The organism is Streptantibioticus ferralitis, from assembly GCF_029223525.1.
GTDB classification, from domain to species: Bacteria; Actinomycetota; Actinomycetes; order Streptomycetales; family Streptomycetaceae; genus Streptantibioticus_A; species Streptantibioticus_A ferralitis.
On the sequence record NZ_JARHTQ010000017.1, the window covers coordinates 124,315 to 137,018 of the forward strand.

Here is a 12,704-nt window from a genome sequence, read left to right on the forward strand (position 1 = left end):
GGGCGAGTCGGATTATGTGCTTTTGAGTCTCCGGTTGGCGGAACGGAGACGGCGTCAGCCGGCCGACGGCGTGGCGGTGGCCGAGGCCGAGGCCGAAGCGCTCGGCGCCGGTGACGGGGCAGAAGCGGAGCTGGAAGCGGAAGCCGACGGGGACTGTCCTGCGGCCTGCGCCGCCGCCTTCTCGACCAGCGCGGTGAGCTTGGCCGGGGTCAGTCCGTCCTTGGCCACGGACACCGTCTGGCCGTTGATCCGCAGCACCGGGACATCGCCGAGGCCGGCCTTCTGGAAGTCCTTCTGCGAAGCGATGACCCAGCCGCCGTGGTCGTCACTGTTGACACAGGGCACGAACTCCGAAGCCTGCAGCTTCTCCGTCTTGGGCAGTCCGGGCACCTTCTCCGCCAGCTTCTCCAGGTACCCGGCGCTGGCGAACTTGTCGTGGTCCTGAGCTGGCTGGTGCTTCCACAGCTGCTTGACATAGGCCTCGAACTGGTCCCTGCCCTGGTCCTGGGCGCACGCCACCGCGTTCGCCGCCATCGCGGAACCCTTGCCGCCGAGCCTCGCGTCGGTCTGCGTGACCAGCCGGTAGTCGATCCTGGCCTGGCCGGAGTTCAGCAGCTTGTCGAAGGTGCTCGCATAGCTCTCGGCGAACGCCTTGGACTGCGCGCTGCGCATGTCCATGTACACGGTGACCGTCACCGGCACACCGGGATTGACCGGAATGCTGAGCGGAGCCGCGCTGGGGACGCCGTTCGGCGGCTTGATGTCGGTCGACTTCCCGGCCCGTACGTGCGCGCCGATGACCGCCGACGCCGCGAAGATCGCGGCGACCGCCACGATCGCCGCCGAGTAGGGACGCCAACGCCGCCAGCCGCTCCGGGGGCCCATCGTGTCCGAAGCCGTCGGCTCAACCTGCCCGGTGGCCCCTTGCGACCCCTTGGACTCTGCCATCACGCGTCCCATCACTTCCTGCGTATGCCCTACCGCGCCTGTATACCACCGCCCCTCGGAGCGGAACCGTGCCAGGGTAGGCGTATGACCTTTGAACCGCTGGTCGTCGTGGACGCCGCCAACACGGTCGGCGCCGTACCGGACGGCTGGTGGCGGGACCGGCACGGCGCGACCGAGCGGTTGCGCGACGCCATCGCACCACTGGCCGAGCAGGGCCTGCCGGACCGCGACGACGTGCCCGAGTGGGCACGTCGCCCACCGCTGGACGTCGTCCTCGTCGTCGAGGGAGCGGCGCGCGATGTCCCTGCGGTGCCGGGGGTACGGGTCGTGTCGGCGCCGCGCAGCGGTGACGACCGGATCGTCGAGCTGCTGGCGGAGGCGGCCCGGGAGACGCCCGACCGCCCGCTGCTGCTGATCACGGCCGACCGCGCATTGCGCGAGCGGGCCGCCGCCCACGGCGCGGAGTCCGCGGGCCCGCGTGCGGTGCGCTCATGACCGCCTGACGTACAGCACGGCGCCGTCGGCGGTTGCGGCGCGCTGGTAGCCCGCCTCCAGCAGCTGACGGAAGCCCGGGATGCGGGCCGGGCCGTACGGCTGGCCGCGCGAGTCGTCGACGATCAGGGCGGGCGGGCGGCGTGCCACCTCCTGCCGGAAGGTGCGCCAGGCCCCGGGCACCGCGTACCGCTCGCCGACCCGCGCACCGCCGCGGCCACCGCTGAAGTTGGTGAGGAAACCGGCGGTCAGATAGCGGCTGGCGGGAGCGCGGCCGGAAAGCCAGTAGTCCTCAGGGTGCATGCCCCACACCAGAACCGTTTCCCCGGGCGCGGTACGGACCGCGATCGCCGACGCGACCTTGCCGGCGTGGTCCATCTGGCAGCGCGGCGCGGCCAACCCCCAGACCAGGAAGCCGCATGCCGCCAGCGCGGTCCACGCGGCCGCCGGGCGCCGCCAGCGCGGCAGCCGCCGCAGGGCGGCCACCCCCAGCAGCGCCAGCGGCGGCAGCAGCTGCAGGTAGTAGTGGCCGTAGAACTGGAAACCGGCGGCGACCGCGACCGCCGACCCGGCCAGCCATATCCACAGGTCGGACTCCGCGAACCGGCGCCGCCTGGCCAGCAGGTACACCGCGGGCATGACGACGCCCGCGCAGGCGGCGGCCAGGATCCCGGTGTTGCCCAGCGCCCGCCCGGCGGCCACCAGCCACGCGCCGCTCGCCGACACGTACGACCCCGAACCGGTCACCGTCCAGAACAGGAACCGGTGCGGGCCGACCGCCAGCGCCACCGCCAGCAGCGGCGCGAGGAAGCCGACCGCCAGCCCCGCGGCGGCCCGGGCCCGCCGGGGTGCCGACCGCCACAGCAGCCAGGCCACCGGCAGCAGCACGGCGCCGCCGGTCTGCTTGGTGAGCGCGGCGCCGGCCACGGCGAGTCCGGCCAGCGACCCCCATCTCATGGCCGGGCCGGGCCTCGGACCTCGAAGGCGATCCGCGCAGACGACCGCCGCCACCGTCCACGGGAGCATGAAGACCTCGAAGGTCGCCGCCTGGCTGTCCTCGGGAGCGAGCCCGATGGACAGCAGCAGATAGCCGATGCCCGCGGTGGCCCCTGCCCGGTTTCCCCAGCGCCGCCGGGCGAGGGCGGCCAGCAACGCCGCAGTGACCAGTTGCGCGAGCACCGCGGCACTGCGCAGCGGCCACAGCGAGCCGTGCCCGAACAGCCAGAACGCGCCCTCGTACAGCCAGGGCACCAGCGGCGGTTTACGGTCCACCACCGTGTCGTAGAGCACACCGCCGTGCGCGAGCATCCGGGCCTGGGTCGCGAGGAAACCTTCATCCGGGTTCCAGATCGGACGCAGGAAGGACGGCAGACGGGTGACGGCGGCCAGCACGGCGAGCACCGGGAGCAGCCGCACCCAGTAGTGGTGCGGACCGGCGACCGCGGCCCTCGCCCGGGCGGCCACGGTCCGGCCGCCGCCCCGCTGTGACGGCAGTTTCGCTGCCGTGACACCGGCGGTCTCGGGGGCGGCTGGCATGCGGTCCAACGTACCCGGCGCGGACCTGGCTGGGAAACGAGACCTGCTCAGCCCCGCAGGCCGACGCGGCTGCGCCGCTGGCCGTAGGCGAAGTAGAGGCCGAAGCCGGCGACCATCCAGATGGCGAACCGCAGCCAGGTCTCGGCGGGCAGATTGAGCATCAGCCACAGCGAGGCGAGCACCGACAGCACCGGAACGAGCGGCACCCACGGGGTTGTGAAGGCGCGCGGCAGGTCGGGCCGGGTCCGACGCAGGACCACCACGCCGATCGCGACGACGACGAAGGCGAAGAGCGTGCCGATGTTCACCAGTTCCGACAGTTCGGCGATGCTGGTGAAACCGGCCACGACCGCGACCAGCAGGCCCAGCAGCAGGATCGACCGGTAGGGGGTGCCGAACCGAGGGTGGACCTGCGAGAAGAACCTCGGCAGCAGACCGTCGCGGCTCATCGCGAAGAACACCCGGCTCTGGCCGATCAGCAGGATCATGCACACCGAGGTGAGACCGACGGCCGCGCCGAAACTGATCACCCCGGACCAGACCGGCGCATGGTTCACCTTGAAGGCGTCGGCGAGCGGGGCGTCCACCGCCAGCTGGGTGTACTTCTGCATACCCGTCACGACGACCGACACCGCGACGTACAGGACCGTGCAGATCGCCAGCGAGCCGAGGATGCCGAGCGGGACGTCCCGTTCGGGGTTCTTGGTCTCCTCGGCGGCGGTCGCGACGATGTCGAAGCCGATGAACGCGAAGAAGACCACGGCGGCGGCGGTGAAGATGCCCCAGACGCCGAAGGTCGTCGGCTTGTAGCCGAAGATCAGCTGGATCAGCGGTGCGCCGAGACCTGAGGAGGCACCGGTGGCCCGCTGCGCGGCGGGCAGGAACGGTGTGTAGTTGTCGCCGTTGATGTAGAACACCCCGGCGATGATCACGATGAGCACCACGGTCACCTTGATTGCCACGATGAGCGAGGTCACCCGCGCCGACAGCTTCATCCCCGCGACCAGCACCCCGGTGATCACCAGCACCAGCAGGAAGGCCAGCAGGTCGAAGTCGCCGCCGTCGGCGATTCCGGTCAGGGCGTGCGGCAGCTGGATCCCTCCGGTGTCGAGCAGCAATCTGATGTACCCGGACCAGCCGACCGCCACCACCGCGCAGCCGAGCGCGAGTTCAAGGACCAGGTCCCAGCCGATGATCCACGCGGGCAGCTCACCGATCGAGGCGTACGAGAAGGTGTACGCGGATCCGGCGACCGGCACGGTGGACGCGAACTCGGCGTAGCACAGCGCGGCCAGCGCGCACACCACACCCGCGGCGACGAACGACAGGGCGACCGCGGGTCCCGCGTAGGTCCTGGCCACCTGGCCGGTGAGGACGAAGATGCCGGTGCCGATGATGACGCCGACGCCGAAGACGGTCAGGTCGAGGGCGGACAGGGACTTGCGGAGGGCGTGCTCGGGCTCCTCGGTGTCCAGGATGGACTGCTCGACGGACTTGGTACGGAACATCGGGTTCCGCTGCCGGTTCGCGGGCTGTGGCGTTCTGGCATCCATCGACGCACCTCCACGGTTGTCCTGCCCACATGGTCGGGACGGCCGATCGGCCATCTCAGCACCCGGATGGGCAGATCACCCGAAAGGGCACGCCTGGGCATAGGCCGATGGGCCGGGCGGACCACTCTTTGGAGTGGCCCGCCCGGCCCACCGACGGGGGGTACGGAGCGATGCTCAGTCGCTGGCGACGCTGGTCGGCTCGTCCTCGTACCGGCCGTCCAACGTGGCGACCAGGCCGGTCACCTGACGTGCGATGTCGGGCGCGGTGAGGCCGATCTCGGCCATGACCTCCTTGCGGGAGGCATGGTCGAGGAAAACCGGCGGAATGCCGAAGTCCCGCAGCGGCACATCCACCTCGGCGTCCCGCAGCGCCTGCGAGACGGCCGAACCGACGCCGCCGGTACGGCAGTTGTCCTCCACGGTGACGACCACCCGGTGCCGGGCGGCGAGCCCGGGCAACGCCTCGTCCACCGGCTTGACCCAGCGCGGGTCCACCACGGTGCTGGAGATGCCCTGGGCGTCGAGGAGTTCGGCGATCTCCAGGCACATCGGGGCGAGGGCGCCGACGGAGACGATGAGCACGTCGGGGCGGTCCTGCCCGTCCGCCGGGTCGCGCAGTACATCCATACCGCCGATGCGGCCCACGGCCTGCACGGCCGGACCCACCGCGCCCTTGGAGTAGCGCACCACGGTCGGCGCGTCGTCGACGAGGACGGCCTCGCGCAGCTGGGCGCGCACCTGGTCGGCGTCGCGCGGCGCGGCGAGCCGCAGCCCGGGGACGACCTGAAGGATCGACATGTCCCACATGCCGTGGTGGGAAGCGCCGTCGGGGCCGGTGACGCCGGAGCGGTCCAGGACGAAGGTCACTGCGCACCGGTGCAGCGCGACATCCATCAGCACTTGGTCGAAGGCACGGTTGAGGAAGGTGGCGTACAGCGCGAACACCGGGTGCAGCCCGCCGGTGGCCAGACCGGCGGCCGACACCGCACCGTGCTGCTCGGCGATGCCCACGTCGTAGACCCGGTCGGGGAACGCCTCGGCGAACGGCGCCAGACCCACCGGCTGGAGCATCGCCGCCGTGATGGCCACGATGTCCTCGCGCTCGTGACCGAGTTTGAGCATCTCCTCGCCGAAGACCGACGTCCAGTCAGTGCCCGCGGCGGAGACCGGAAGGCCGGTGTCGGGGTGGATGACGCCGATGCCGTGGAAGCGGTCGGCCTCGTCCTGCTCGGCCGGCTTGTAGCCGCGGCCCTTCTCGGTGAGGCAGTGCACGATCACCGGTCCGCCGAACCGCTTGGCGCGCTGCAGCGCGGACTCCAGGGCCTCCACGTCGTGGCCGTCGATCGGGCCGACGTACTTCAGCCCGAGGTCCTCGAACATGCCCTGCGGTGCGATGAAGTCCTTCAGCCCCTTCTTGGCGCCGTGCAGGGTCTCGTACAGCGGCTGGCCGATCAGCGGGGTGCGCTCCAGCAGGTCCTTGCCGCGGGCGAGGAAGCGCTCGTAGCCGTCGGTGGTGCGCAGGGTGGCGAGATGGTTGGCGAGGCCGCCGATGGTGGGCGCGTAGGAGCGCTCGTTGTCGTTGACCACGATGACCAGCGGGCGGTCCTTGGCGGGGGCGATGTTGTTCAGCGCCTCCCAGGCCATGCCGCCGGTCAGCGCGCCGTCACCGATCACCGCGACGACGTGGTCCTTGCGGCTCAGCACCTGGTTGGCCTTGGCCAGGCCGTCGGCCCAGCCGAGCACGGTGGAGGCGTGCGAGTTCTCGATGACGTCGTGCTCGGACTCGGCGCGCGACGGGTAGCCGGACAGGCCGCCCTTGTTGCGCAGCCGGGAGAAGTCCTGGCGGCCGGTGAGCAGCTTGTGCACATAGCTCTGGTGCCCGGTGTCGAACAGCACCTTGTCCTTGGGCGAGTCGAAGACCCGGTGCAGCGCGATGGTCAGTTCCACCACGCCGAGGTTGGGTCCCAGGTGCCCGCCGGTCTTGGACACGGCCTCGACGAGGAAGGTCCGGATCTCGCCCGCCAGCTCCACCAGCTGCTCCTGGGTGAGCCGGTCGAGGTCGCGCGGTCCCTTGATACGGGATAGCAGGGCCACCCGTGCCTCCTTGTGCTGTCGAACCTGTCGAGCGTTGCCGTTCAGTCCGTCGAGTCTAATGTTCCGGCTTGGGCGAAGTCGGCCGGGCGATGCGATTCACGTCACCCGGCCGCGTTTCCCGGGGGGGCGACCCGGCAAGCGTCGGTGAACGCGCGGGTGCCCGGCGCGCCTTGGCACGCCGGGCACCCGCGAGGGCCGCCGCTATGCGCGGCCGGACGCCTTCTGTGTCCTACGCGACACCGAGTCGACCACGACGGCGGCCAGCAGCACCGCACCGGTGATCATGTACTGGATCGCGGTGTTGAGGTTGAGGATGTACATCCCCTGCTGGATCGAGACGATCACCAGCGCGCCGAGCAGCGCCGACCAGGTCTTGCCCCGGCCGCCGAACAGGCTCGTACCGCCGATGACGGCCGCGGCGATCGCGTTCATCAGCGTGTTGCCGCCGCCCTGGGTGGACTGGGCGGAGTTGACCTGACCGGCCAGGAACATACCGCCGATCGCGGCCATCGTGCCGGCCAGCATGAACACCGAGATCCGGATCCAGGCGACGTTGATGCCCGCGCGGCGGGCGGCCTCGATGCCACCGCCGACCGCGAAGATCTGCCGGCCGTAGGTGGTGCGGCGCAGCACCAGGTCCAGCCCGATGACGACCACCAGGAACAGCAGCAGGCACAGCGGCAGACCGTCCGCCTGGTTGAGCACGGCGGCCGCCGCGAAGGATACGACCGCCAGCAGAACGGTCTTGACCACGATGTCGGTCAGCGGACGGAACGGGACCCCGGCCTGCCGGCGGCGGCTCGCCTGCCACAGCGAGGAGCCGAGGTAGACCAGTACCGCGACCACCGCCAGGCCGTAGGCGTAGGCGACGTCGGTGAACGTGTAGTTGTAGAGGTTGTACAGCAGGCCGTTGGCCTTGAGGTTGATGGTGCCGTTCTTGCCCAGCACCCACAGCATGGCGCCGTTCCACGCCAGGAAGCCGGCCAGCGTCACGACGAACGCCGGTACGCCCACCTTGGCGAAGAAGAAGCCCTGCAGCGCACCGATCGCGGCGCCGGTGAGGATGCCGAGCACCAGCGCCAGCGGCTCGGGGAACCCGTGGTAGACGCTGAGCACGGCGAACACCGCGCCCGCCAGACCGCTCACGTACGACACCGACAGGTCGATCTCGCCGAGCAGCAGGACGAAGACGATGCCGACGGCGATCATGCCGGTGCCCACCACGTTGAACGCGATGGTGGACAGGTTGTTCGCCGACAGGAACGTGCTGTTCAGGCCCTGGAAGATGCCCCAGATGAGGATCAGGGCGACGATCACCGGCATGGAGCCGAGATCACCGCTGTGGATCCGGCGCTTGAACTCGGTCAGATAGCCCGCGAGCCCCTGCTCGCGGATGAGCAGACGGGGGTCGACCGCCACGATGGCGTCGGCCGCGGGCGGCGGCGCGGCGACCGCCGGTTCCTCGGCGACCTCGTCCGAGACCGGGGGCTTGGTCAGGTCGGAGTTGCTCACTTGTCCGCCTCCGCGGTGCGCGCCTTCCGGCGGGTCACGGCGTTGTCCGTGGCGCCGGTGATGGCGGAGATGATCTCTTCCTGGGTGGTGGTCTTCGTCGAGAAGTCGCCGTTGTTGCGGCCGAGCCGCAGCACCGCGACCCGGTCCGCGACCGCCATGACGTCCACCATGTTGTGGCTGATCAAGATGACGGCGAGGCCTCGCTCGCGGAGCCGTTCGACCAGGTCGAGGACCTGCGCGGTCTGCTCGACACCGAGGGCGGCGGTGGGCTCGTCCAGGATGACGACCTTGGGGTCGCCGATCAGGGAGCGGGCGATGGCCACCGTCTGGCGCTGACCCCCGGAGAGCGAGGCGATAGGGATACGGACGCTGGGAATCCGGATCGACAGGGTGTTGAGGAGCTCGCGGGACCGCTTCTCCATCTCGACCTCGTTGAGCACCCCGACTCTGCGGATCTCCCGGCCGAGGAACAGGTTCTGTACGACATCGAGGTTGTCGCACAGCGCCAGGTCCTGGTAGACGGTCGCGATGCCCAGGCCCTGGGCGTCGTGCGGCCGGTTGATCGTCACGGGCCGGCCCTCCCACTCGATGACGCCTTCATCAATCGGGTGGACTCCGGCGATCGTCTTCACCAGCGTCGACTTTCCGGCGCCGTTATCGCCCACCAAGGCGACCACTTCACCGGAGTGGATCTCCAATTCGACATCGGTGAGCGCCTGTACGGCGCCGAACCGCTTGGAGATCCCGCGCAACGCCAGCACGGGCGTAGCGGACACGTGAACCATCTCCTTCGCCGCCTGACCGGCGGGGGATGCCGCGCTGCGAGGGCAAACGCGGAAGGCTAAGCAAGAAAAGTACGGGAATCCTGCGATGGAAAAAGCGAGACTGCGCTATCCGCGGGCCGCGACATCACCGCGGCATCGGCTGGCGCCGCGGGGCCCCGGACGGCGGGGCGGTAGTCCGGCGCCCCGTCTCCATTAGCGGGGTCTGTTTGCGGAGACAGAGCACCGGACAGCTATTACCTGCGGTAATTAACTGCGAAGGAGGCTACTTCAGCCCCGCCTTGACACAGTCGGACGCGTACTGCTGGGTGCACAGCTGGCCCACGGTGAACAGACCACCGGCGATCACGGTCTGCTGGATGTTCTTGTCGGTCATGATGCTCGTGGGGATCAGCTTGGCCGGAATTCCCTTGGTGGTCGCGCTGTCCACCTTGGTGTCGGCCGTGGAGACCGACTTGCCCGTCGCGACGTCGATCGCCATCTGGGCCGCGGTGTCGGCCTCGTCCTTGTACGGCTTGTAGATGGTGTACGCCTGCGTACCGGCGAGCACCCGCTGCACGCCGTCGAGCTGCGCGTCCTGGCCGCCGACCGGCGGGAGCGGGCTGATGTGCGCGGACTGCAGGGCGGAGATGATACCGGCGGCCATGCCGTCGTTCGCCGAGTAGACCGCGGCGATGTTGCTGCCGCCGATGCGGCTGATCGCGCCGGAGACCTCGTTGTTCGCGTTGTTGGCCAGCCAGCCGTTGGTGTCGAACTCGGAGGTGATCTTGATCTTGCCGTCCAGCACGCTGTGCGCACCGGCCTTGAACTGCGCCGCGTTCGGGTCGCCCTTGTCGCCGTTGACCATCACGATCTGGCTGCTCGGGCTGGCCTTGGAGCCCATGGCCTGCAGCAGGGCCTGACCCTGCTGCTTGCCGACCTGGGTGTTGTCGAAGGACGTGTAGGCGTCGATCGGGCCCTGGGCGAGGCGGTCGTACGCCACGATCTTGACGCCCTTGTTGTGCGCCTTCTCCACCGACGGCTGAATGGCCTTGAAGTCGACCGAGTCGAGAATGATGACCTTGTCGCCGTCATTGATGAGCGTGTCGACCTGCTGTTGCTGGGTATTGGCGTTCTGTGCGGCGTTCTCGTAGTCGACCTGGCACTTGGGGCAGAGCTCGTGGAGCTTCGCCTCGATCTTCGGCCGGTCGACGGACTCGTACCGGGCGGTCTGGTTCTCCGGGAGAGCCAGACCGATACGGAATCCGTTGCTCACGTCGGCCGCGCTGGTTTTGCTGCCGCCGGCCTTGCCACACGCCGCCATGGACAAGGCCATGGAAACGGCCGCCGTCGCGATGACTGCACGACGCAGAGTGGTGTTCACGGGGTACCTCCCTGACGGGGCCGCGACGTTGCGGCCGAGGTGGACGTGAGTCAACTCCCACCACAGCATGCCGTCAAGAAGTAAATTATTAACGAGATGACAACGACACGCCTCGTTATCTATGTGAACGCGAGCGTTGCCGGCGCAGAATCTGGCAAAAGCGTTGAATCGCCCATTTCGCTGAGCACCAATGCCAACGCGCCCAGCACTTCCGCCCGTGCCCCCAAAGCGCCCGGAACCACCGCGAGTTGCCGCGCCGCACTCGGGATCGCGTACCGTGCCACCGACTCCCGGATGGGGGCGAGCACCACCTCTCCGGCCTCGGCCAGATCCCCGCCGAGCACCACCCGGCTGGGGTTGAGCACATTGCACAGGTTGGCCACGCCCATGCCGACGTGCCGGCCGACATCGGCGATCACCCGGCGGCACCCGGGGTCGCCGTCCCGGGCCAGCCGCACCATCCTGGGCACGGTCAGATCCGGACCATGACTGCTGCGCAGCAGGTCCAGCACGTACCCGGCGGCCGTGAAGGTCTCCAGGCAGCCGCGGTTGCCGCAGCGGCAGACCGGTCCGGACTCGTCCAGGGTGATGTGGCCTATCTCGCCCGCGGTACCGCCGGGGCCCCGGTAGATCTGGCCGTTGATCACCAGTCCGGCGCCGACACCGCTGGCGACCTTGATGTACGCCAGGTCCTTCACCCCGCGGCCCGCGCCCCAGACCAGCTCGCCGAGGGCGCCCAGGTTGGCGTCGTTGTCGACGTGCACCGGCATGCCGAGCCGCCCGGCCAGCTCCTCGCGCGGGTTGATACCGCCCCACCCCGGCAGGATCGCGGTCGACCCGAGCACCCCGCTCGCCACGTCGATCGGCCCCGGCACACCGAGCCCGACGCCGATCACCTTGTCCGCGCCGATCCCGGTGGTCGCGATCAGCTGTCCGACCAGCTGTTCCGCCCGGTCGAAGCCCTGCGCCGCGGAGGCGTCCACATCGATCGGCTCGGTCTGCTCGGCGAGCACCTGGTGGGCGAGGTTGCCGACGGCCACCCGCAGGTGGGAGTGGCCGAAGTCGACGCCGACCACGATTCCGGCGTCTCCGGACAGCGACACGCTGCGGGCCCGGCGGCCGCCCGAGGACGTCGGGGTGACCTGGACCGTTCCGTTGTCCCGCAGCTCGCGGACGATATTGGAGACGGTGGCGGCGGACAGTCCCGTACCGCGGGCGATCTCCGCCTGGGTGAGCGAGCCCGCCAGCCGCACGGCGCGGACCACCCGCTCAAGATTGGCCCGGTGCAGCGAGGACTGCGATCCCGGAGTCTCCACGACCATCTCCCTGCCGTTCATCCAACATATGAACTCTAAGCAGAGCCTCAGGGGTTGTGCCCCGTCAAGGGATTGAGCGGTAAGAACCCCCGGATGATCACACATCGTACGCAGGGAAACCGCACCCCCGGCTCACGCACCGGAGGGTACCGTCCCTGGCCAGCGCTACTTCAGCGTGCCCGCGGTGAGCCCGGCCTGTACCTGCCGCTGGAAGGAGAGATACACCACCAGCACCGGCAGCATGGCGATGGTCATCCCGGCGAACAGCGCCGGCATGTCACCCGCGTACCCCTGCTGAAGTGCGAGGTTGACCAGGCCCTGGGTGAGCATCGAGTGGTCCCGGTCGGCGCCGCTCTGCTTCTGCATCAAGGTCAGCGGCAGGATGTACTGGTTCCACTGCCCCAGCACATTGAAGATCCCGACGCTGAGCAGGCCGGGTTTGGCGATCGGCAGCATGACCTGGAAGAAGGCCCGGGTGTGCGAGCAGCCGTCGATCATCGCCGCCTCGTGGACGGCCGTCGGCAGGGTACGGAAGAACGAGTGCAGGAAGAAGACGGTGAAGGGCAGCGAGTAGGCGACGTAGACCAGGATCAGGCCCTGGTACGTGTTGAGCATGCCCAGGTTCCGGACCATGAAGAACAACGGCACCAGGGCGAGGTAGACCGGGAACATCGCACCGGCGACGAAGAAGTAGTAGATGACCCGGTTGCCCGGGAACTCGTAGCGGGCCAGCACATACGCGGCCATCGCGCCGAACAGCATGGTCAGCGCGACCGAGAACGCGAGCACGATGACAGTGTTGAGGAAGAACCCGCCGATGCCCTTGTTCCAGGCCCGGACGAACACCTCGAACGACCAGTGCGACGGCCAGGTCCAGGCGCTGCCGCCGATCTGCGCATCGGTCTTGAACGAACTGAGGACGATCCACGCCAGCGGCAGCACGATCATGACCGCCCACAGGGCCAGGAACCCGTGGGAGAAGACGTTGAGCACCCCGCCGCTGTCGGCGAACCGCGCCGGTGCGTCCGCCTTGCGCGGGCGGGGTGCCGGGCCCAGATCCGCCGGGGCCGGGGTGGGGTCCTTGATGGGTGTGCTCATGACTCGGTCC

10 protein-coding genes are annotated in these 12,704 nt (G+C 69.4%); 1 reads left to right on the forward strand and 9 read right to left on the reverse strand.

Annotated elements, in window-relative coordinates; all coding sequences use genetic code 11:
* Positions 1-54 precede the first annotated feature (54 nt).
* Positions 55-948 (reverse strand): DsbA family protein, encoded by an 894-nt coding sequence (locus P2L57_RS24285; RefSeq protein ID WP_275818031.1) that lies wholly within the window; start codon positions 946-948, stop codon positions 55-57.
* An 84-nt stretch (positions 949-1,032) separates the two neighbouring features.
* On the opposite strand from P2L57_RS24285, the gene P2L57_RS24290 reads away from it, so the two are divergent.
* Positions 1,033-1,443 carry a PIN domain-containing protein gene (locus P2L57_RS24290; protein ID WP_275818033.1) on the forward strand — a complete coding sequence of 137 codons (411 nt, stop codon included), beginning with the start codon at positions 1,033-1,035 and terminating at the stop codon, positions 1,441-1,443.
* Here the strand turns inward: P2L57_RS24290 and P2L57_RS24295 are convergent.
* The 8 genes from P2L57_RS24295 to P2L57_RS24330 all read right to left on the reverse strand — a co-directional run bounded on the left by P2L57_RS24295 (position 1,438) and on the right by P2L57_RS24330 (position 12,694).
* The gene (locus tag P2L57_RS24295) at positions 1,438-2,976 is read right to left on the reverse strand and encodes a glycosyltransferase family 39 protein (RefSeq protein ID WP_275818035.1); all 1,539 of its coding nucleotides are present in this window, start codon (positions 2,974-2,976) and stop codon (positions 1,438-1,440) included. The two genes, P2L57_RS24290 and P2L57_RS24295, sit on opposite strands and share 6 nt — an antisense overlap.
* Before the next feature lie 47 nt (positions 2,977-3,023).
* A complete protein-coding gene (locus P2L57_RS24300; protein WP_275818037.1) occupies positions 3,024-4,529 on the reverse strand; it encodes an amino acid permease in 1,506 nt (501 codons plus the stop codon).
* A gap of 174 nt (positions 4,530-4,703) precedes the next feature.
* Positions 4,704-6,623 (reverse strand): 1-deoxy-D-xylulose-5-phosphate synthase, encoded by a 1,920-nt coding sequence (gene dxs / locus P2L57_RS24305; RefSeq protein WP_275818039.1) that lies wholly within the window; start codon positions 6,621-6,623, stop codon positions 4,704-4,706.
* Between the two features lie 201 nt (positions 6,624-6,824).
* Positions 6,825-8,135: a sugar ABC transporter permease gene (locus tag P2L57_RS24310; RefSeq protein ID WP_372515890.1), complete on the reverse strand. Its 1,311-nt coding sequence runs from the start codon at positions 8,133-8,135 to the stop codon at positions 6,825-6,827.
* On the reverse strand, positions 8,132-8,920 hold the full coding sequence (locus P2L57_RS24315) for an ATP-binding cassette domain-containing protein (RefSeq protein ID WP_275818041.1): 789 nt from the start codon (positions 8,918-8,920) through the stop codon (positions 8,132-8,134). The genes P2L57_RS24310 and P2L57_RS24315 overlap by 4 nt, the downstream gene beginning before the upstream one ends.
* A 262-nt stretch (positions 8,921-9,182) precedes the next feature.
* Positions 9,183-10,280, reverse strand: a complete 1,098-nt coding sequence (locus P2L57_RS24320; RefSeq protein ID WP_275818043.1) for a substrate-binding domain-containing protein — start codon at positions 10,278-10,280, stop codon at positions 9,183-9,185.
* Positions 10,281-10,399: 119 nt separating this feature from the next.
* On the reverse strand, positions 10,400-11,596 hold the full coding sequence (locus tag P2L57_RS24325) for an ROK family transcriptional regulator (RefSeq protein ID WP_308292511.1): 1,197 nt from the start codon (positions 11,594-11,596) through the stop codon (positions 10,400-10,402).
* A gap of 165 nt (positions 11,597-11,761) precedes the next feature.
* Positions 11,762-12,694, reverse strand: a complete 933-nt coding sequence (locus P2L57_RS24330) for a carbohydrate ABC transporter permease (protein ID WP_275818045.1) — start codon at positions 12,692-12,694, stop codon at positions 11,762-11,764.
* Positions 12,695-12,704: the final 10 nt, after the last annotated feature.

What these genes read in the sequence shown, in the direction of transcription:
- P2L57_RS24315 (WP_275818041.1), bottom strand. Translation starts at nt 8,920, where the DNA reads ATGGTTCACGTGTCCGCTACGCCCGTGCTGGCGTTGCGCGGGATCTCC.
- P2L57_RS24300 (WP_275818037.1), bottom strand. Translation starts at nt 4,529, where the DNA reads ATGGATGCCAGAACGCCACAGCCCGCGAACCGGCAGCGGAACCCGATG.
- P2L57_RS24330 (WP_275818045.1), bottom strand. Translation starts at nt 12,694, where the DNA reads ATGAGCACACCCATCAAGGACCCCACCCCGGCCCCGGCGGATCTGGGC.
- P2L57_RS24290 (WP_275818033.1), top strand. Translation starts at nt 1,033, where the DNA reads ATGACCTTTGAACCGCTGGTCGTCGTGGACGCCGCCAACACGGTCGGC.
- P2L57_RS24285 (WP_275818031.1), bottom strand. Translation starts at nt 948, where the DNA reads ATGGCAGAGTCCAAGGGGTCGCAAGGGGCCACCGGGCAGGTTGAGCCG.
- P2L57_RS24295 (WP_275818035.1), bottom strand. Translation starts at nt 2,976, where the DNA reads ATGCCAGCCGCCCCCGAGACCGCCGGTGTCACGGCAGCGAAACTGCCG.